Annotated in this window: 15 protein-coding genes and 1 pseudogene; 13 read left to right on the top strand and 3 right to left on the bottom strand. The window is 68.7% G+C overall.

Annotation, left to right across the window (positions count from 1 at the left end; translation table 11 throughout):
- Positions 1-44 precede the first annotated feature (44 nt).
- The 7 genes and pseudogenes from ACIBGM_RS29660 (at position 45) to serA (ending at position 9,583) form a co-directional block, all read left to right on the top strand.
- Entirely contained in the window at positions 45-986 is a 942-nt protein-coding gene (locus ACIBGM_RS29660; RefSeq protein ID WP_396387374.1) for a hypothetical protein, read from the top strand.
- 36 nt (positions 987-1,022) lie between these two features.
- Positions 1,023-2,690, top strand: coding sequence for a dihydroxy-acid dehydratase (gene ilvD, locus ACIBGM_RS29655; protein ID WP_396387373.1), 1,668 nt, complete (start codon positions 1,023-1,025; stop codon positions 2,688-2,690).
- A gap of 334 nt (positions 2,691-3,024) precedes the next feature.
- Positions 3,025-4,773 carry an acetolactate synthase large subunit gene (locus ACIBGM_RS29650; protein ID WP_360523889.1) on the top strand — a complete coding sequence of 583 codons (1,749 nt, stop codon included), beginning with the start codon at positions 3,025-3,027 and terminating at the stop codon, positions 4,771-4,773.
- Between the two features lie 82 nt (positions 4,774-4,855).
- A pseudogene (gene ilvN / locus ACIBGM_RS29645) lies at positions 4,856-5,359 on the top strand (acetolactate synthase small subunit); the annotation flags it as partial.
- Between the two features lie 184 nt (positions 5,360-5,543).
- Entirely contained in the window at positions 5,544-6,563 is a 1,020-nt protein-coding gene (ilvC, locus tag ACIBGM_RS29640) for a ketol-acid reductoisomerase (protein WP_396387582.1), read from the top strand.
- Between the two features lie 105 nt (positions 6,564-6,668).
- Positions 6,669-7,868: a serine protease gene (locus tag ACIBGM_RS29635; protein WP_396387372.1), complete on the top strand. Its 1,200-nt coding sequence runs from the start codon at positions 6,669-6,671 to the stop codon at positions 7,866-7,868.
- A gap of 116 nt (positions 7,869-7,984) precedes the next feature.
- Positions 7,985-9,583 carry a phosphoglycerate dehydrogenase gene (gene serA, locus ACIBGM_RS29630; RefSeq protein WP_360523883.1) on the top strand — a complete coding sequence of 533 codons (1,599 nt, stop codon included), beginning with the start codon at positions 7,985-7,987 and terminating at the stop codon, positions 9,581-9,583.
- Positions 9,584-9,682: 99 nt separating this feature from the next.
- On the opposite strand, the gene ACIBGM_RS29625 is transcribed toward serA, so the two are convergent.
- The gene (locus ACIBGM_RS29625) at positions 9,683-10,249 is read right to left on the bottom strand and encodes a class I SAM-dependent methyltransferase (protein WP_360523880.1); all 567 of its coding nucleotides are present in this window, start codon (positions 10,247-10,249) and stop codon (positions 9,683-9,685) included.
- A 168-nt stretch (positions 10,250-10,417) separates the two neighbouring features.
- Here ACIBGM_RS29625 and ACIBGM_RS29620 point away from each other — a divergent pair, with 168 nt between their 5' ends.
- The 6 genes from ACIBGM_RS29620 to ACIBGM_RS29595 all read left to right on the top strand — a co-directional run bounded on the left by ACIBGM_RS29620 (position 10,418) and on the right by ACIBGM_RS29595 (position 15,437).
- A complete protein-coding gene (locus tag ACIBGM_RS29620; protein ID WP_396387371.1) occupies positions 10,418-10,573 on the top strand; it encodes a hypothetical protein in 156 nt (51 codons plus the stop codon).
- Positions 10,570-11,619 carry a 3-isopropylmalate dehydrogenase gene (locus tag ACIBGM_RS29615; RefSeq protein WP_360523874.1) on the top strand — a complete coding sequence of 350 codons (1,050 nt, stop codon included), beginning with the start codon at positions 10,570-10,572 and terminating at the stop codon, positions 11,617-11,619. The genes ACIBGM_RS29620 and ACIBGM_RS29615 overlap by 4 nt, the downstream gene beginning before the upstream one ends.
- A 119-nt stretch (positions 11,620-11,738) precedes the next feature.
- Entirely contained in the window at positions 11,739-12,830 is a 1,092-nt protein-coding gene (locus ACIBGM_RS29610) for a branched-chain amino acid aminotransferase (protein ID WP_360523871.1), read from the top strand.
- Between the two features lie 156 nt (positions 12,831-12,986).
- On the top strand, positions 12,987-13,385 hold the full coding sequence (locus tag ACIBGM_RS29605) for a hypothetical protein (RefSeq protein WP_360523868.1): 399 nt from the start codon (positions 12,987-12,989) through the stop codon (positions 13,383-13,385).
- Positions 13,386-13,614: 229 nt separating this feature from the next.
- Positions 13,615-15,204: a citramalate synthase gene (gene cimA, locus ACIBGM_RS29600; RefSeq protein WP_360523865.1), complete on the top strand. Its 1,590-nt coding sequence runs from the start codon at positions 13,615-13,617 to the stop codon at positions 15,202-15,204.
- Positions 15,201-15,437, top strand: coding sequence for a hypothetical protein (locus tag ACIBGM_RS29595; protein ID WP_360523862.1), 237 nt, complete (start codon positions 15,201-15,203; stop codon positions 15,435-15,437). Before cimA ends, ACIBGM_RS29595 begins: the two co-directional genes overlap by 4 nt.
- A gap of 39 nt (positions 15,438-15,476) precedes the next feature.
- Here the strand turns inward: ACIBGM_RS29595 and ACIBGM_RS29590 are convergent, their stop codons facing one another.
- The gene (locus tag ACIBGM_RS29590; RefSeq protein WP_396387370.1) at positions 15,477-16,556 is read right to left on the bottom strand and encodes a ribonucleotide-diphosphate reductase subunit beta; all 1,080 of its coding nucleotides are present in this window, start codon (positions 16,554-16,556) and stop codon (positions 15,477-15,479) included.
- Positions 16,538-20,485, bottom strand: coding sequence for a ribonucleoside-diphosphate reductase subunit alpha (locus ACIBGM_RS29585; RefSeq protein ID WP_396387369.1), 3,948 nt, complete (start codon positions 20,483-20,485; stop codon positions 16,538-16,540). The genes ACIBGM_RS29590 and ACIBGM_RS29585 overlap by 19 nt, the downstream gene beginning before the upstream one ends.
- Between the last annotated feature and the right edge of the window lie 42 nt (positions 20,486-20,527).

Raw genomic sequence — 20,527 nt, 5'->3', positions numbered from 1 at the left:
CAAAGCTCGTTTCGGCAGGCGGAATCGGGCCTACCATCGCGGCCATGGGGATCTTTTCGCGGAAACCGGTGGTGGGGGTTCCGGCGCAGGAGTTGCGGCTGGACCAGGCCTGGGCCGACGCGGAGCTCGACGCGGCGTACGCCGCGATCCGCGGTGGGGACCTGGCGGCCGGCCACGCCTTGCTGAGCGCGACGCCGCAGAGCACCGATCTGCGATCGATCCGGGTGATGGGGCTCGGCAAGGCGGCGGTCGGGCACAGCGAGCAGCTCGAGTTGCGGCTGGAGGCGGCGCCGGGCGACCCGGACCTGCTGGTGTGGCTCGGCCACACGCTGGTCTTCGAGGCGTGGGACGTGCGGACCGGACAACTCGCGCAGTACGTCTCCGAGCAGCGGTTCGCCACCTTCCACGACATTCTCCGTACGGCGGCCGAAGTCCTGGACTACGCGATCGCGTCGGCCCCGGACGACGCGGTGCCGTGGGAGGTGCTGCAGTGGGTCGCGATCGGCCTGCACGCGTCGGTCCAGGACAAGAACGACATCTTCCGCTCGGCCATGGAACGCAACCCGGGCAGCTACCAGGCGCACAGCGGGCGAGTGCAGGCGCTGGCTCCGAAGTGGTCGGGCCTGGACCTCGGGCAGATCGTCAGGTTCGGCCGTCAGGTGGTGACGAACGCACAACCCGGCAGCGTGCTCTGCTCGCTGTTCGCACAAGTCGTCAACGAACTCTGGGTCGAAACCCGCGACGTCGCCGATCGTCGAGAAGAACTACTGGCCGCCCGTGACAAGTGGATGCTCCCCGGCCGCCCCGCCGAAGCCGCCGACATCTCCGCCCACGGCGCCATGGCCTTCGCCCTCGATCTCACCGGCGCGAAACCCGCCGCCCTGCACCACGCCACCCAAACCCAAGGCCGCATCGAATCCCTCCCCTGGTCCTACACCACCGCCCCCGACCCCCTAACAGCCTTCACCCGCCTAGGCCGACAGTGACGGTGTAGTCGATTTACAGCGGCATAGAGTGAGGCCATGGTCGATGTGAAGCCACGTAGCCGGACAGTGACCGATGGACTCGAGGCGACTGCGTCGCGTGGGATGCTCCGGGCGGTCGGGATGGGTGACGACGACTGGGCCAAGCCGCAGGTCGGCGTCGCCTCGAGCTGGAACGAGATCACCCCGTGCAACCTGTCCCTGGACCGGCTCGCGAAGGCGGTCAAGGAGGGCGTGCACGCGGCCGGCGGGTACCCGCTGGAGTTCGGCACGATCAGCGTGTCCGACGGCATCTCGATGGGCCACGTCGGCATGCACTACTCACTCGTCAGCCGGGAGATCATCGCCGACTCGGTCGAGACCGTGATGGAGGCCGAGCGGCTCGACGGCTCGGTGCTGCTGGCCGGCTGCGACAAGTCGCTGCCCGGCATGCTGATGGCTGCCGCGCGGCTCGACCTGGCAAGTGTCTTCCTGTACGCCGGTTCCATCATGCCCGGCCGGCTCGGCGACAAGGACGTCACGATCATCGACGCCTTCGAGGCGGTCGGCGCCTGCGTGCGCGGCCTGATCACGCAGGACGAGGTCGACGCCGTCGAACGTGCGATCTGCCCCGGCGAAGGCGCCTGCGGCGGCATGTACACCGCGAACACGATGGCCGCCTCCGCGGAGGCGCTCGGGATGTCGCTGCCCGGCTCGGCCGCCCCGCCCGCGGTGGACCGGCGCCGGGACGGGTACGCCCGCAAGTCCGGCGAGGCCGCGGTCGGCCTGCTGCAGAAGGGGATCACGGCCCGGCAGATCCTTACCAAGCAAGCGTTCGAGAACGCCATCGCCGTCGTGATGGCGCTGGGTGGCTCGACGAACGCCGTACTGCACCTGCTCGCGATCGCACGCGAAGCCGATGTGGAGCTGACCCTGGCCGACTTCAACCGGATCGGCGCCGGGGTGCCGCATCTCGGCGACCTGAAGCCGTTCGGCCGCTACGTGATGACCGACGTCGACCGGGTCGGCGGCATCCCCGTGGTGATGCGCGCGCTGCTCGACGCGGGCCTGCTGCACGGCGACTGCCTGACCGTGACCGGCAAGACGATGGCCGAGAACCTCGCTGAGATCGCCCCGCCAGACGTCGACGGCGTGATCATCCGCGCGCTGGACAAGCCGATCCACGGCACCGGCGGGATCACCATCCTGCACGGCTCGCTGGCGCCGGAGGGTGCGGTGGTGAAGAGTGCCGGCTTCGACTCCGACGTCTTCGAGGGTACGGCGCGGGTCTTCGACGGCGAGCGTGGTGCGATGGACGCCGTCGCCTCCCTCAAGCCCGGTGATGTCGTGGTGATCCGCTACGAGGGCCCGAAGGGCGGCCCCGGGATGCGCGAGATGCTCGCCGTAACCGGCGCGATCAAGGGCGCCGGCCTCGGCAAGGACGTGCTGCTGCTCACCGACGGCCGCTTCTCCGGCGGTACGACGGGACTCTGCGTCGGCCACGTCGCGCCGGAAGCTGTGGACGGCGGGCCGATCGCGTTCGTCCGCGACGGCGACCGGATCACGCTCGACGTCAAGAACCGCACCCTCGAGCTCCACGTCAGCGCCGCGGAGCTCGAGCAGCGCAAAGCCGGGTGGACCCCGAAGGCGCCGAACATCACCAAGGGCGTGCTCGGCAAGTACACCCGGCTCGTCCGCTCAGCTTCTGAGGGCGCGGTCTGCATCTAGCCGACGCCCAAGCAGTACGCTCTCGGTCCGCTATCGGTAAGACGGGGATCTCAGATCATGGGACGGTTAGCCGTCGAACTTGACCCGGTCGCGGTGTGTCGGCGAATGTTGCCTACATGCGATCGATTCTCCTCGTACTTGTGCGGCGCGCCGACTGACGCGACCACCGAGTCGAGCGCGCCCCTTCAGCCAACCCGGCGGAAGGGGCCTTTTTATTGAGCTCAGTTGTTGCCAGGGCGACTATCTGCGACCCAGATGTGACCTGACGACAGACAAGAGCGAGGATGGATCGGTCGCGACAAAGCCAACATCGTGACAGGACAGGAAGGCACTCATGAGTGAGCAGCTGACCGGGGCACAGGCTCTGATCCGCGCGCTGGAACATGCCGGAGTGGACACCGTCTTCGGCATCCCGGGTGGCGCGATCCTCCCGGCGTACGACCCGATGCTCGACTCGACCCAGATCCGCCACATCCTGGTACGTCACGAGCAGGGCGCCGGCCACGCCGCCCAGGGGTACGCCTCGGCGTCCGGCAAGGTCGGCGTCTGCATGGCCACCTCCGGCCCGGGCGCGACCAACCTGGTCACGCCGATCGCCGACGCCTACATGGACTCGGTGCCGCTGGTCGCGATCACCGGCCAGGTGGCCAGCGCCGCGATCGGCACGGACGCCTTCCAGGAGGCCGACATCCGCGGCATCACGATGCCGATCACCAAGCACAACTTCCTGGTCAACGACCCGAACGACATCGCCACCACGGTCGCCGAGGCGTTCTACATCGCCTCCACCGGCCGGCCCGGCCCGGTGCTGGTCGACGTGACCAAGGACGCGATGCAGGCCAAGGTCGACTTCCACTGGCCGACCGAGCTCTCGCTGCCCGGCTACCGGCCGGTGACCCGCCCGCACCCCAAGCAGGTGCGGGAGGCGGCCCGGCTGATCGCGGCCGCCGAGAAGCCCGTCCTGTACGTCGGCGGCGGCGTGATCCGGGCCCAGGCCGACGCCGAGCTGAAGGAGCTCGCCGAGCTGCTCGGCATCCCGGTGGTCACCACGCTGATGGCCCGCGGCGCGTTGCCCGACACCCACGACCTGCACTTCGGCATGCCGGGCATGCACGGCTCGGTGTCCGCGGTCGGCGCCCTGCAGCGGTCCGACCTGCTGATCTGCCTGGGCGCCCGCTTCGACGACCGGGTGACCGGCAAGCTCGACTCGTTCGCCCCCGAGGCGAAGGTGATCCACGCCGACATCGACCCGGCCGAGATCGGCAAGAACCGGGCCGCCGACGTGCCGATCGTGGGCGACTGCAAGGAGGTCATCACCGACCTGATCGCCGCCCTGCGGACCGAGATCACGAACACCGGCCGCACCCCGTCGTACGACACCTGGCGCAAGCAGCTCGAGGCGGTCCGGGCGAAGTACCCGGTCGCGTACGACGAGCCCGACGACGGCACGCTGTCGCCGCAGCACGTGATCGAGCGGATCGGCAAGATCGCCGGCCCGGACGCCGTCTACACCGCCGGCGTCGGCCAGCACCAGATGTGGGCCGCGCACTACCTGCCGTTCGAGAAGCCCGGCCACTGGCTGAACTCCGGCGGCCTCGGCACCATGGGGTACGCCGTCCCGGCCGCGATGGGCGCGAAGGTCGCCCGGCCGGACAAGACCGTGTGGGCGATCGACGGCGACGGCTGCTTCCAGATGACCAACCAGGAGCTGGTCACCTGCGCGCTGGAGGGCATCCCGATCAAGGTTGCCGTGATCAACAACCAGTCGCTGGGCATGGTCCGGCAGTGGCAGACGCTGTTCTACGACCAGCGCTACTCCAACACCGACCTGCACTCGGCCCGGATCCCGGACTTCGCCAAGCTGGCCGAGGCGATGGGCGGCGTCGGGCTGCGCTGCTCCGACCGGGACTCGGTGGACGCGACGATCGAGAAGGCGATGGCGGTCCACGACGCGCCGGTCGTGGTCGACTTCGTGGTGCACCGCGACGCGATGGTCTGGCCGATGGTCGCGGCCGGCATGAGCAACGACGAGATCCAGATCGCCCGTGACATGGCGCCGACCTGGGACAGCGAGGAGCTGTAGCCGTGACTGAGCGAAGCGAAGGAACAATCCAACACAGCGTAACTTGTGCCTCATCGGCGCCCGGAGCGAAGCGAGGACGTCGATGAGTAAGCACACATTGTCGATCCTGGTCGAGAACAAGCACGGTGTGCTGGCCCGGGTGGCGGCGCTGATCTCGCGGCGCGGGTTCAACATCGACTCGCTCGCGGTCGGCCCGACCGAGCATCCGGAGGTGTCCCGGATGACCATCGCGGTCAGCGTGGACGAGCAGCCTCTGGAGCAGATCACCAAGCAGCTGAACAAGCTGGTGAACGTGATCAAGATCGTCGAGCTCGAGCCCAGCCAGACGGTTCAGCGTGAACTGCTGCTGGTGAAGGTCAAGGCGGACACCCTGACCAGGGGACAGGTGCTGGAGACCGTCCAGCTGTTCCGTGCGAAGGTGGTGGACGTCGCACCGGACGCGATCACGATCGAGGCGACCGGTAATCCCGACAAACTCGAGGCCATGCTCCGGGTGCTGGAACCCTTCGGCGTCCGCGAGCTGGTGCAGTCCGGCATGGTGGCGATCGGACGGGGCAGCCGCTCCATCTCCGACCGCACCCTGCGGCCGGTCCCGGTGCCACCGCCACACGTCGCTTCGGGCACCCCGAACGTCCAGGCACAGCCCGCCGGCGATCGACCGCACCCGGTTCCGGCGCCGCCGCCGGGCCGATCCGTGGCCCGGCACAGCTGAGTCGCAGCGCCGTACCGAATTTCACTACAGAGGAGAAGAGCCCAAAGTGGCAGCTGAAATGTTCTACGACGACAACGCCGACCTGTCGGTGATCCAGGGCCGCCACGTGGCCGTACTCGGCTACGGCAGCCAGGGCCACGCCCACGCGCTGTCGCTGCGCGACTCCGGCGTCGATGTCCGGGTCGGCCTGCCCGAGGGTTCCAAGAGCCGCGCCAAGGCCGAGGCCCACGGCCTGCGCGTGGTCACCCCAGCCGAGGCGTGCGAGGAGGCCGACGTGATCGTCGTCCTCGCGCCGGACCCGGCGCAGCGCAAGCTGTACACCGAGGCGATCGAGCCGAACCTGGTCGACGGCGACGCGCTCGTCTTCGGCCACGGCTTCAACATCCGGTTCGGCTACATCAAGCCGCCGGCCGGTGTGGACGTGTTCATGGTTGCCCCGAAGGGCCCGGGCCACCTGGTCCGCCGCGAGTTCTCCGAGGGCCGCGGCGTCCCGGTGCTGGTCGCGGTCGAGCAGGACGCCGGCGGCAAGGCCTGGGACCTGGCGCTCTCGTACGCCAAGGGCATCGGCGGCCTGCGGGCCGGCGGCATCAAGACCACCTTCACCGAGGAGACCGAGACCGACCTGTTCGGTGAGCAGGCCGTCCTCTGCGGTGGTGTGTCGGCGCTGATCCAGGCCGGCTTCGAGACGCTCACCGAGGCCGGCTACCAGCCCGAGGTCGCGTACTTCGAGTGCCTGCACGAGCTCAAGCTGATCGTCGACCTGATCTACGAAGGCGGTATCGCCAAGCAGCGCTGGTCGGTCTCCGACACCGCCGAGTACGGCGACTACGTGTCCGGCCCGCGAATCATCGACGCGTCGGTGAAGGCCCGGATGAAGGAGGTGCTGGCCGACATCACCGACGGCACCTTCGCCGCCCGGTTCATCGCCGACCAGGACGCCGGCGCGCCGGAGTTCGCCGAGTTCCGCAAGCAGAGCGAGTCGCACCCGATCGAGGCCGTGGGCAAGGAGCTGCGCGGCCTGATGGCGTGGGTCAAGTCGCACGACGAGGACTACGTCGAGGGCACCGCAGCCCGCTGACGCGCACCGAACAGAGGTCCGGGGCACCCAGGTGGGTGGCCCGGACCTCTGCTTTTGGCACAATCAGTGACGAGTCCGACGCGGGTGTGGGGGAGGTGACCGGTGGTGGAGGACGGCAGACAGCTGCCGCGGCCGCCTCGGCGGGTTCCTGCGGGCGCGCCGCCGCTCACCCAGCTCCAGGTCAGCACCCCGCGGGCGCCGCAGCCGCCACCGCGTCAGCCGTGGAAGTTCGGCCGGTTCCTGGCCGGGTTCGTGGTCGTGCTGCTGATCCTGGGCGCCGGCGCGAGCGCCGGCTGGTACCTGCGCGCCCAGAGCCTGCGGCTCGACACCGAGCAGGTCCTCGAGTCGGTCAGGTCCGGGGTCGTCCGCGTCCTGGCCACGACCTGCGAGGGCACCGGCGAGGCAACCGGGGTGCTGATCGGTGACAACAAGGTCCTGACCGCCGCGTCCGCGATCCGGCAGCCGCTGTCGATCGCGATCATGACCGAGGACGGCCGGGTCCGCCGGGTCAACCAGCTCGGCAGCAGCGCCGACGGCGTCGCCGTACTGCGGTTGCTCACTCGACTGGACGTCGAGCCGGTCCCGCTCGCGTCGGCGAACCCCGACCCGAAGGCCGAGCGGGCCCTCCTCGGCTACACCGCGGCCGGCCAGCTGACCTCGCGATCGGTCGGTACGACGGAGCAGCCGCAGGCACTCAGCTCGGTGCTGAACACCGCCAAACTCGGCGGCCCCGTGGTCGACAAATCCGGCCAGGTCGTCGGCCTGGTCACCGGTGACACACTCACCACCAGCACGATCGTCCCCCTCGACAAGCTGCAGGGCTACGTCGCGGCCAAGCCTGTCGGCCGCACAGCCGAGCCGCCAGGGACCTGCAAGCGGTCGCGTGGTCCGCAAACCGCGATGCTCCCGGAGCTGCTGGTCGCGGCCACCCCGCTCGCGCTGGAGTCACAGAAGGCGCTCGGCAACTTCCTGACCCTGGAGAACCGGCACGACTTTCCCGCCTTGCAGCAGCAGGTGTACTCGAAGGCGATGACCCGTTCTTATCCGGAGAGTAAGGACCGGGCCAACCATGAGACGTCGTACTTCTTCGGCGCCAAGATCATCGAGGTGACCCGGTTCGACGCTGACGGCGCGAACGTCCGGATGACCTTCACCATCCTGTTCTCACCGAACGCCCGGGGTGCGAAGGGCGGGACCTGCAACCAACTGGACCTGCGTTATCAGCTCGTCCGGGAGCGCGGCCAGCTCCGCCTCGGTGGAACCGGCGAGACGGTTTCTCCGACGCGGATGTGCGACTCCGACTGACCGGATCCTGGGTGCGCAGGTGGCCGGTTGGGGCGACAAGGTACTATCAGTGACAGCGGGCACAGCGCGGTGCTCTGATCAACGAGCCCCTACCGCTTCTGCAGGAGACTTCTCCCATGACTGACGTAACCCGGCCCGTCGTCCTGATCGCCGAAGAGCTCAGCCCGGCCACCGTCGAGGCCCTCGGTCCCGACTTCGAGATCCGGCACGCCAACGGCGCCGACCGCGCCGAGCTGCTCCCGGCCATCGCCGACGTCGACGCCATCCTGATCCGCAGCGCCACCAAGGTGGACGCCGAGGCGCTGGCCGCGGCCAAGCGGCTCAAGGTCGTCGCCCGGGCCGGTGTCGGCCTGGACAACGTGGACGTGAAGGCCGCCACCCAGGCGGGCGTGATGGTGGTCAACGCGCCGACCTCCAACATCGTCTCCGCCGCCGAGCTCGCGGTCGCGCTGCTGCTGGCTGCCGCGCGCCGGGTCCCGGCCGCCGACCAGTCGCTGAAGAACGGCGAGTGGAAGCGCAGCAAGTACTCCGGCGTCGAGCTGTTCGAGAAGACCGTCGGCATCGTCGGCCTGGGCAAGATCGGTGTCCTGGTCGCGCAGCGGCTGGCCGCCTTCGGCATGAACGTGATCGCCTACGACCCGTACGTGCAGGCCGGCCGGGCCGCGCAGATGGGCGTCCGGCTCGCGACCCTGGACGAGCTGCTGTCGGTCAGCGACTTCATCTCGGTGCACCTGCCGAAGACCCCGGAGACGATCGGCCTGATCGGCGACGAGGAGCTGCACAAGGTCAAGCCCGAGGTCATCGTCGTGAACGCCGCCCGCGGCGGCATCGTCGACGAGCAGGCGCTGCACAGCGCGCTCAAGGAGGGCCGGGTGGCTGCCGCCGGTCTCGACGTGTTCGCGACCGAGCCGTGCATCGACTCGCCGCTGTTCGAGTTCGACAACGTGGTCGCCACCCCGCACCTGGGCGCGTCCACCGACGAGGCGCAGGAGAAGGCCGGAATCGCGGTCGCGAAGTCGGTCCGGCTGGCGCTGTCGGGTGAGCTGGTCCCGGACGCGGTCAACGTCCAGGGCGGCGTGATCGCAGAAGACGTACGGCCCGGCATCGCGCTCACCGAGAAGCTCGGCCGGATCTTCACCGCGCTGGCCGGCGGCGTCGCGCAGCAGCTCGACGTCGAGGTCCGCGGCGAGATCACGCAGTACGACGTGAAGGTGCTCGAGCTGGCCGCGCTGAAGGGCGTGTTCGCCGACGTGGTCGAGGACAACGTCTCGTACGTGAACGCCCCGCTGCTGGCCGCCGAGCGTGGGCTCGAGGTCCGCCTCGTCACCGACCACGACAGCCCGGAGCACCGCAACCTGATCACCCTGCGTGGCACCCTGGCCGACGGTGTCCAGGTCTCGGTCAGCGGCACGCTGGTCGGCGTCCGGCAGTCCGAGCGGCTGGTCGAGATCGACGGGTTCGACGTCGAGATCGAGCTGTCGGCGCACCTGGCCTTCCTCACCTACGAGGACCGGCCCGGCATCGTCGGCCAGATCGGCCGCATCCTCGGCGACGCGGACGTGAACATCGCCGGCATGCAGGTCAGCCGGGACCGCAAGGGCGGCAAGGCGCTGGTCGCCCTGGCCGTCGACTCCGCGATCCCGACCGCCGTCCTGGACGACATCGCCACCGCGGTCCAGGCCGACACCGCCCGGGCCGTGGACCTGGACGACTGATTCAAAACAACGACTGCTTTACTAGGAGGTAGTCAGCCGCCCGCAGGCGCATGGCGGCCGATCAGGGCCCGAGTCCAATGACTCGGGCCCGCCTCATGTCTAGCGGCGGGTGGCCAGCAGTACGGCGGCGTCCGGCGCGACCATCACCTCGACGGTGGTGAACCGCTTGTCCATCAGCCAGTCCTGGCGCAGCGTGTCCACCCGGCCCTCGTACATCGGCGGCCACACCGCGGACGGCGTGAAGTCGTCCAGTACGACGAACCCGCCGGGCTCGACCACGTCGGCGATGATGTCGCGGGCGCCGATCTTCGCCTCCCGCGCGTCCACGAACAGCAGCGCGAACGGGCCCCGCTCGATCAGCGCGGTCCAGTCGGCCGAGACGACCTCGATCAGCTCGTCGTCGGCGAACAGCTCCGCCACCGCCTGCGCCAGCTGCGGATCGCTCTCCGCGGTGACGATCCTCGTGTTCTCGCCGGCGCCGCTGCGCAGCCAGGCCGAGCCGACGCCGCAGCCGGTCCCGAGCTCGCCGACGATGCCGGTCTTCGACGCCGCCAGGCTGGCGAGCAGCCGGCCGGTCTCGTTCCTGGTCGAGCTGACGAATCCACGCCGTCCGGACAGGCTGAGGGCCGCCGACACCAGCGGCGGCAGTTCTGGAGGTGCACTCACCGGGTGAGAGTCGCACAGCATTGGTCCAGGCATCGCACCGGGATCTCACATCTCGGGACAACGTGCCCGCATAGTGGCGATTTAGTCGGACGTCAGAGTAAATTCGGACCCGTCGTGCCGCCCGTTCCACAGTCGGCGAGACCCATTCCGGAGAACACCATGTACGACATGTATCCAGCCAACTGGCCCGCGATCGACGCCCGGGAACCGAAGGCGGCTCGCCGTCGCCGACCGGCCCGCCGTACCGTCGAAGCAGCATCCGAGGTCAGGGCTGCCCAGGAAGCCGTGAACCGCCTCTACAACGGGGGAGAACCCAAGAAGTGAGCACGCAACAGACCTTCAGGCTGGCCGTCGTTCCCGGTGACGGGATCGGACCCGAGGTGACGACCGAGGCGCTGAAGGTGCTCGACGCGGTCGCCGCGCAGCACGGCGTGACGTTCGAGCGGACCGAGTACGACCTCGGCGCCCGGCGCTGGCACGCCACCGGCGAGACGCTGCCGGACGCCGAGCTGGAGGCGATCCGCAGCCACGACGCCATCCTGCTGGGCGCGATCGGCGACCCGACGGTGCCGTCCGGCGTGCTCGAGCGGAACCTGTTGCTGAAGCTGCGGTTCACCCTGGACCACTACGTCAACCTGCGCCCGTCCAAGATCTACCCGTCCGTCGGCTCCCCGCTGGCGAGCCCGGGCGAGGTCGACTTCGTCGTCGTCCGCGAGGGCACCGAGGGCCCGTACACCGGCAACGGCGGCGCGCTGCGCGTCGGCACGTCGGCCGAGATCGCCACCGAGGTGTCGGTCAACACGGCGTACGGCGTCGAGCGGGTCGTCCGGGACGCCTTCGCCCGGGCGATGGCGCGGCCGCGCAAGAAGCTCACCTTGGTGCACAAGAACAACGTGCTCGTGCACGCCGGCCACCTGTGGAAGCGGACCGTGGACGCGGTGGCGACGGAGTTCCCGGAGATCGCCGTGGACTACCTGCACGTGGACGCGGCGACCATCTTCCTGGTCACCGACCCGGCCCGGTTCGACGTGATCGTCACCGACAACCTGTTCGGCGACATCATCACCGACCTGGCCGCCGCGATCAGCGGTGGCATCGGGCTGGCCGCGAGCGCCAACATCAACCCGGACCGGACCGCGCCGAGCATGTTCGAGCCGGTGCACGGCTCCGCGCCGGACATCGCCGGCCAGCAGAAAGCGGACCCGACCGCGGCGATCCTGTCCGCCGCGCTGCTGTGCGACCACCTCGGCCTGGCCGAGGCCGCCGCGGCGATCGAGGCGGCCGTCACGGCCGACATCGAGGAGCGCACCGGAGCCGCCCGGACCACCGCCGAGATCGGGGACGCGATCGCCAAGCGGGCAGCAGGCTGAGGCTCGCATGACCACCTGCCCGAGAGGTACGGTGCGCTCATGAGCGAGCGTAGCGAGCGAACAAAAACACTGTCGCCCACGGCGCTCATGCGGACACCGAGCGACAGCGAGGTGGGTGCATGAGCGCCGATCTGCAGTTCACCGTTGAGCCAACCACCCATGCGGCCAGCGACGACCAGCGCAGCGCGATCCTGGCGAACCCGGGATTCGGGCAGAACTTCTCCGACCACATGGCGATCGCCACCTGGGACAAGGAGAACGGCTGGCACGACGCGAGGATCACCGCCTTCGGACCGCTGGAGCTGTCTCCGGCTACCGCGGTGTTCCACTACGCCCAGACCATCTTCGAAGGGATGAAGGCCTACCGGCATCCCGACGACTCGATCCACCTGTTCCGCCCCGAGGCCAACGCGGCCCGGTTCGCGAGGTCCGCGTACCGGCTCGCGCTCCCGGAGCTGCCCGAGGCGGCGTTCCTGGACTCGCTGCACAAGCTGGTCGAGCTCGACCGGGCCTGGGTGCCCGGCGGTGGCGAGACGTCGCTCTACCTGCGGCCGTTCATGTTCGGCTCGGACCCGTTCCTCGGCGTCCGGCCGTCGGCCCAGGTCACCTACTGCGTGATCGCCTCGCCGGCCGGCTCGTACTTCGCGAACGGCGTCAAGCCGGTCCGGATCTGGCTGAGCGAGGAGTACACCCGGGCCGCCCCCGGCGGCACCGGCGCGGCCAAGACGGGCGGCAACTACGCCTCGTCGCTGCTCGCCCAGGCCGAGGCCATCGAGCAGGGCTGCGACCAGGTCGCGTTCCTGGACGCGGTCGAGAAGAAGTGGGTCGAGGAGCTCGGCGGGATGAACCTGTACTTCGTCCTCGACGACAACTCCGTGGTCACCCCGGAGCTGTCCGGCACCATCCTCGAGGGCGTCACCCGGGACTCGATCCTGAAGCTGGTCACCGACCTCGGCCACCACGTCACCGAGCGCAAGATCTCGATCGACGAGTGGCGCGACGGCGCCGCCTCGGGCAAGATCCGCGAGGTCTTCGCCTGCGGCACCGCCGCCGTGATCACGCCGGTCGCGTCGCTGAAGTGGGAGGACGGCGAGGTGCAGGTCGCCGACGGCAACGGTGGCCCGACCACCGCCGCGGTCCGCAGCGCCCTGCTCGACGTCCAGTACGGCCGCGCGGCCGACCCGCACGGCTGGATGACCCGCGTCTGCTGATCCCTTGGTTTCCTGGCGACCCGCTCCTGCTTCAGGAGCGGGTCGCCGCACAACCAGATGCCAAGAGCAACAACCGCTTTTCACGGCAGCTTTTCAGGTCTGTGGTGTGGACGGGCGGTCGCTGTCCACCGCCGGGTTTGGATAGGGTCGGGGCCCATGAGCAGCTTCCCGGACGACGTCGAGGCCTACTACGCCGAGCTCGCCGAGCGGCGCGGCTGGTCACCTGAGACCGCCGCCGCGATCCGGTCCACCGTGCAGCTGATCCGGGACCTCGACCGCGGCACCGCCCCGCGGACGTACGGCGCGCTTGCCGACGACAACGGAACCGACTGGCTGTACGAGGCGGTCTGGCACGAGCGCGAGTGGGTCGTGGTCCGCCAGCTCGGCGCGGCCGAGGACGGCACGATCACCCGGTACTGGTGGCAGCGTCTCGAGGACGACGAGGGCATGCTCACCGACCAGGCGCTCGACCGCGACGAGTGGGGGCTGCGGGCGCTCACCCGCGAGGACTTCTACACCGCCTGGGACGACCCGGGCTGGTCCCTCACCGCCTGATTCCTGAACTCTGCGGTACTCCGCAGTACTGAATGTTCGTGATTCGAGACGCTGCCGCCACCTGGCGGACATGTTGTGGCAGACTGCCGAATGTCATGAAGAACTGCCGGGTCATTATTCCCTAGGCGCGCTCAGCAAGCTGTACCTGAGCGCGCAGACCTCTCGCACCTTGCGGGAGGTTTTTTGTTTGCCCCCGACAGTCCAGCCGCACCCCTCCGGAAGGCCGACCATGAGCATCTCGGACGAGTTCCACGTCTACGACACGACTCTGCGCGACGGTGCGCAGCAGGAGGGGCTGGCGCTGTCCGTGGCCGACAAGATTGCCATCGCGCAGCACCTGGACGACCTCGGGGTGGGGTTCATCGAGGGCGGCTGGCCGGGCGCGGTGCCGAAGGACACCGAGTTCTTCGAGCGGGCCCGGACCGAGCTGCACCTGCGCAACGCGACGTTCGCGGCCTTCGGCGCGACCCGCAAGCCCGAAGCCGTCGCGGCCGACGACCCGCAGGTCGCCGCCCTGCGTGACTCCGGCGCCGCGGTCGTCACACTCGTTGCCAAGAGCCACGATGCGCACGTCGAGCGCGCCTTGCGGACGACGCTCGACGAGAACCTCCGGATGGTCGCCGACACCGTGACGCACCTACGCGAGCACGGCCAGCGGGTCTTCCTCGACACCGAGCACTTCTTCGACGGGTACCGCGCCAACCGGGACTACGCGCTGGAAGTCGTACGAGTAGCCGCCGAGGCCGGGGCCGACGTGGTCGCGCTCTGCGACACCAACGGCGGGACGCTGCCGCGGGAGCTCCAGGACGTCGTACGCGATGTCCTCGAATCCACCGGTGCCCGGCTCGGCATCCACTGTCACAACGACGCCGGCTGCGCGGTGGCGAACTCGATCGCCGCCGTCGAAGCCGGCGTTACGCACGTCCAGGGCACGATCAACGGGTACGGCGAACGCACCGGTAACGCCGACCTGCTCGCGATCGTCGCCAACCTCGAGCTGAAGCGGGGAATGGAACTGCTTCCGGCCGGCCGGCTGGCCGAGTCGTTCCGGATCGCGCACGCGATCGCCGAAGTGACGAACGTGCCGCCGTCGACCCGGCAGCCGTACGTCGGTGTGTCCGCCTTCGCCCACAAGGCAGGGCTGCACGCCAGCGCCATCAAGGTGGATCCCGACCTCTACCAGCACACGGATCCCGCCCTGGTCGGCAACGACATGCGGATGCTCGTCTCCGAGATGGCCGGCCGGGCCAGTGTCGAGCTGAAGGGCCGCGAGCTCGGCTTCGACCTCGGCAACGACCGCGACCTGGTCAGCCGGGTGACCGAGCGGGTCAAGGAGATGGAGGCCCGCGGGTACACATTCGAGGCGGCGGACGCGTCGTTCGAGCTGCTGCTCACCGAGGAGGTCACCGGCCGGCGGGCCAGCTTCTTCGACGTCGAGTCGTGGCGGGTGATCACCGAGTCGCGCGCCGACGGCGAGGCAGTGTCGGAGTCGACGGTGAAACTGGTCGCCGGCGGCGAGCGGGAGATCGTCACCGGCGAGGGCAACGGCCCGGTGAACGCCCTCGACCACGCGCTGCGGACCGCGATCGAGCGCGCGTACCCGGTGGTGAACAAGTTCGAGCTGGTCGACTACAAGGTCCGGATCCTCGACCAGGGCCACGGGACGGACGCGGTGATCAGAGTCCTCATCGAGACCGCGGACGGCGAAGGCTCCTGGGTCACGGTCGGCGTCGGCCACAACATCGTCGAGGCGTCCTGGGAGGCCCTCGTCGACGGCTTCACGTACGGCCTGCTCCGCCACAAGGAGGTCGCCCGATGACCGTGCTGGCCGCCCAGCAGACGCAGACCGTCTTCACCGCCACCGTGGTCGAGACCGGCGGCCTGCTCGCCCGCATCGCCGTACTCCTCAACCCGTACGACGTCCGCGAGCTCTCCCTCTCCCTCGACGACGGCCTCCTCCGCGTAGTCGTCGAAGGCAACGGCTTCGACGCCGGCCGGGTCGCCGCCCGCCTGGAGAAGATCATCGGCATCCTCGAGGTCGAGGTGAATTAAGATCCCCCAGGTCTTCGCGGACCCGGGGGATCTCAACGGTCATTCCCAACTCAGTCCGCTCGACGACTGGTACTCGATCACCCGGGTCTCGAAGAAGTTCTTCTCCTTCTTCAGATCCATCACCTCCGACATCCAGCCGAACGGGTTGCGGGTCTCGCCGAAGATGGGCGCGAGGCCGATCTGCTCGGCGCGGCGGTCGGTGATGAAGTGCATGTACTGCTCGCACAGCTCCGCCGTCAGCCCGAGCATGCCGTTCGGCATCGTCGCGCGCCCGTACGCCACCTCGAGCTCACACGCCTCGGTCAGCATCTGCCGCACCTCGGCCTGGAACGCCGCCGTCCACAGGTGCGGGTTCTCCTGCTTGATCTGGTTGATGCAGTCGATGCCGAAGTTCAGGTGGATGGACTCGTCGCGCAGGATGTACTGGTACTGCTCGGCGATCCCGACCATCTTGTTCCGCCGGCCGAGCGACAGGATCTGCGCGAACCCGGTGTAGAACCACATCCCCTCGAACACCACGTAGAACACGATCAGGTCCCGCAGGAAGGCGGTGTCGGCCTCCGGCGTCCCCGTGCGGAAGTCCGGATCCTCCAGGTGCTGGGTGTACTTCAGCGCCCAGGCGTCCTTGTCCGAGATCGACGGCACCTCCCGGTACATGTTGAACAACTCGCCCTCGTCCAGGCCGAGCGACGTGCAGATGTACTGGAAGGTGTGCGTGTGCACGGCCTCCTCGAACGCCTGGCGCAGCAGGTACTGCCGGCACTCGGGGTTGGTCAGCTGCCGGTAGACGGCCAGCACGATGTTGTTCGCGACCAGCGACTCCGCGGTGGCGAAGAAGCCGAGGTTGCGCTTCAGCATCAGCCGCTCGTCGTCGGTCAGTCCGTCGCGAGCCCCTGGTGGACGCCGCCACAGCGCGATGTCCGCCTGCATGGACACCTCGGTCGGCATCCAGTGGTTGTTGCATCCGGCAAGGTACTTCTCCCAGGCCCACCGGTACTTCAGCGGCAGCAACTGGTTGACGTCCGCCCGCGCGTTGATCATCGCCTTGTCGTCGACGTGCACCCGGCCCGCGCCGACGGAGATCTCGTCCAATCCGGTGGTCACTGGCACGCCTCGCATTCCGGGTCGTCGATGGCACACACGGCTCCGGTCGGTGCAGGAAGGTTCACCGGTACGGCGTTCAGCCGGCCGTCCGTGCCTTGCAGCGTGGACTTCTCCACGTGGGTCGCTGACTGGGAACGCAGGTAATAAGTCGTCTTGAGGCCATGACGCCATGCCGACCGGTACAGCTCGTCCAGCGCCCGGCCCGACGGCGCGGCCATGTAGAGGTTCAGCGACTGCGCCTGGTCGATCCACTTCTGCCGCCGCGAGGCCGCCTTCACCAGCCACCGCGGCTCGATCTCGAACGCGGTCGCGTACAGCTCGCGCAGGTCGGCCGGGACGCGCTCGATCCGGGCCAGGATGCCGTCGTGGTACTTCAGGTCCGACACCATCACCTGGTCCCACAGCCCCCGCGCCTTCAGGTCGGCGACCAGGTACGGGTTCGCCACCGTGAACTCTCCGGACATGTTCGACTTCACGAACAGGTTGCTGTACGCCGGCTCGATCGACTGGCTCACCCCGCAGATGTTGGAGATCGTCGCGGTCGGCGCGATCGCCATCACGTTGGAGTTGCGCATCCCGTCCCGGAGAACCTTCTCCCGGAGCGCGTCCCAGTCCAGTTGCTTGCTTTCATCAACGATCAGGTCACCGTCGCGGGCGTTCCGCAGCAGCGCGATCGAGTCGATCGGCAGCACACCCTGACTCCACAGCGAACCGTCGTACGTCGAGTAGCGGCCGCGCTCGGCGGCGAGCTCGCTGGAGGCCTCGATCGCGTGGTAGCTGATCTGCTCCATCGAGGTGTCGGCGAAGGTGACGGCCGCGTCGGAGGAGTACGGGATGCGCAGCCGGAAGAGCGCGTCGGCGAATCCCATCAGGCCGAGGCCGACCGGGCGGTGTCGCTGGTTGGCGCGCTCGGACTCCGGGGTGGTGTAGAAGTTCACGTCGATGACGTTGTCGAGCATCCGGACCGCTGTCTTCACGGTGTCGCGCAGCAGCTCGGCGTCGAGGCCCTCGTCGGTGAGATGCGCGACCAGGTTGACCGAACCGAGGTTGCAGACCGCGGTCTCGTCAACGGTGGTGTTGAGGGTGATCTCGGTGCACAGGTTCGACGAGTGGACCACGCCGTCGTGCTGCTGCGGCGACCGCAGGTTGCAGGCGTCCTTGAAGGTGATCCACGGATGCCCGGTCTCGAACAGCACGGTCAGCATCCGCCGCCACAGCTCGACCGCCCGGACCCGGCGGAACACCTTGATCTCGCCGCGATCCGCCGCTTCCTCGTAACCACGGTAGGCGTCGACGAAGGCAGCGCCGTACAGATCGTGGAGGTCGGGGACCTCGTCGGGGGAGAAGAGCGTCCACTGGCCGTCCGCCTCGACGCGCTGCAGGAACAGGTCGGGCACCCAGTTCGCCGTGTTCATGTCGTGCGTCCGGCGGCGCTCGTCGCCGGTGTTCTTGCGCAGGTCGAGGAACTCCTCGAGGTCGATGTGCCAGGTCTCCAGGTAGGCGCACACCGCGCCCTTGCGCTTGCCGCCGTTGTGGGCCAAGCCGGCGCTGGTCATGTACGACTCGTCGACCTCGACCTCGAGGTCGTGCACGACTGGCACGGTCGCAATTGTGCTCACCTCTCGCACGCGCGAGAAGACCATGCTTTGGTGTGCGATCCAGTTGAGCTTCCGGATGGGCGTGACGCCGACGAGTTCGGCAATCCCAGGTACGGCGGGAATACGGAGGTCGAAGACGTGCACAGGTTTCGAAAAGGTAATCCCGGATCCGTCGGAGCGCTGACCGACGTGACGATCGTCGCGCGTGCGGTGTTGCCCTGCGGTGGGAATTCCGAGCCGGAGCAGCTGGTAGCGCAGGCCGTTGACGAGCTTTCGTGAAGTAGTCGTGAAGTAGATCTCCTTGCCACGCGAGACTCCACCGTCTGTTTCCAGGAGCCCGCGGATGAGCGCACGGGTCTGGGCGAGCGGGAGATGCGCGAGTCGACGCGCGATGTGCTTGCGATGTTGCTCGTCGTAGAGGTCCTTGCCGGCGAACGGTAGCGTCGCTTCGCCGGGTCCGGCGATACGTCCCGTCAACGGGTCCCTTCTGGGGCCGCGTCCCGCCGCCCAATGGACCTGTGCGTAGCTGTCACCGCGACTGGTCTCCCAGAAGTGGATTTCGCGAGCGCTGAGGTAATCGCGTACGAACGACAGGTGCGTGTCGCGCTGTGGATTGCCGGACACTCCCCACTGACTGCCGTTTTTCGACAGGTGGCCGTCACCGAGGAGGATGCCGTACAGGCGTGCATCGTCTTCGGTCAGACCGTGAACCGGAATGACCTCCTTTGGGACGACCTGCCCGACGTAGTCACCGCTGCTGAGCATGCCGGCCTCGACCCAGGCTGCTTGTGCCTTTCCCTTCGCGAGCCACTCGAGCGTTCGCTCGTTACTCTGCTCCATCGGCACGCCTTGAATCGCGTAGAGAGGATGACCTGCCGTAACCGTGAGCGGTTCGATCGAATGCTTCACGTCGATCTCCACCATCGGGTCGTTTTGGTCGTACGTGAATGTCTTCGTTACCTCGCGATACTTACCGCTCGCACCGAGCACCAGATCGCCCGTCGTGATCTCGCTGATCGGTGTTGCGCCGCATGCGGCATAGACGAGAGTCTCCGGAGCAAAACACTGATTGACCGCGACCGCCGTGTCGTTGGCGATCTTCAGGAACGGTACGACGCCCTGCGACTCGCCGTTGGTCCCGCGGATCTTGGCGCCGATGCCGCGGACCGGGGTCCAGTCGTTGCCGAGACCGCCGGAGTACTTGGCGAGCAGGGCGTTGTTGCGGATCTTGGTGAAGATGCCGCCCAGGTCGTCCTCGACCGTGGTGAGGAAGCAGGACGACAGCTGCGGCCGGGTCGTGCCGGAGTTGAACAGCGTCGGCGTGGAGGACATGAACCGGAACGAGCTGAGCAGCTCGTAGAACTGGATGGCCCGCGCCTCGCGGTCGTCCTCGCGCAGCGCCATCCCCATCGCGACCCGCAGGAAGAAGGCTTGCGGCAGCTCGTACCGCACTTTGTCGATGTGCAGCAGATAGCGGTCGTAGAGGGTCTGCAGGCCGAGGAACGCGAAGTCGAGGTCGCGCTCGGGCTTGATCGCGGCCGCGAGCGCGGTCAGGTCGAAGCTCGCGAGCTCCGGGTCGAGCTGGCCCGCCTCGATGCCGGTCCGGATGTACTCCGGGAAGTACGCCGGGTACGCCGTGGTCATGTCGGCCTGGCTCGCCTGCCGCGGCTCGCCGTGCACGCGGCCGAGTGTCTCGCGGCGGATCTGGTCGAGCAGCAGGCGGGAGGCGGCGAAGCTGTACTGCGGCTCGGTCTCGACGTACGACCGCGCCGCCATCACCAGCGCGAGCTCGACCTCGTGCTGGGCGATGCCGTCGTAGCAGGAGCCGAGCGTCGCGTCGAAGATCAGCTGCGGGTCGACCGCGTCGAGGCCGTCGGCAGCCTCGCCGACGATCACCCGCAGCCGGTCGAGGTCGAGCGGCGCCGCGCTGCCGTCGGCCGCGCGCACGGTGATGACCGGCTTCTCGGTCACGCCGGCCAGGTCGGCGGGCGTGCGGGCGCGGGTGCGCTCCTCCCGGTAGAGGACGTAGGCGCGGGCGACCTGGTGCTCGCCGGCGCGCATCAGCGCCAGCTCGACCTGGTCCTGGATGTCCTCGACCTGGACGGTACGACGGGCGTCACCGCGGCTGGTGAGCGCGTCGACGACCCGGCCGGTCAGGTCGGTCACCAGGTCGCGGACCCGGTGCGTCGCGCCTGCGTCCGGGCCCTCGACGGCGAGGAACGCCTTGGACATGGCAACGGCGATCTTGGACTGGTCGAACGCCGTACTGCTGCCGTCGCGGCGGACGACGGTCAGCTCGATCGACGGCCGGCCGGCCGTCGATCGCGATGAGGAAGTGACGGTCACAGATGCTCTTTCCACGCGAGTTCGGAGGGCCTGGACTCGCGG

The sequence above is a fragment of the Kribbella sp. NPDC050470 genome (assembly GCF_044458365.1).
In the GTDB taxonomy this organism is placed as follows: domain Bacteria; phylum Actinomycetota; class Actinomycetes; order Propionibacteriales; family Kribbellaceae; genus Kribbella.
This window is presented reverse-complemented; position numbering and strand designations above follow the sequence as displayed.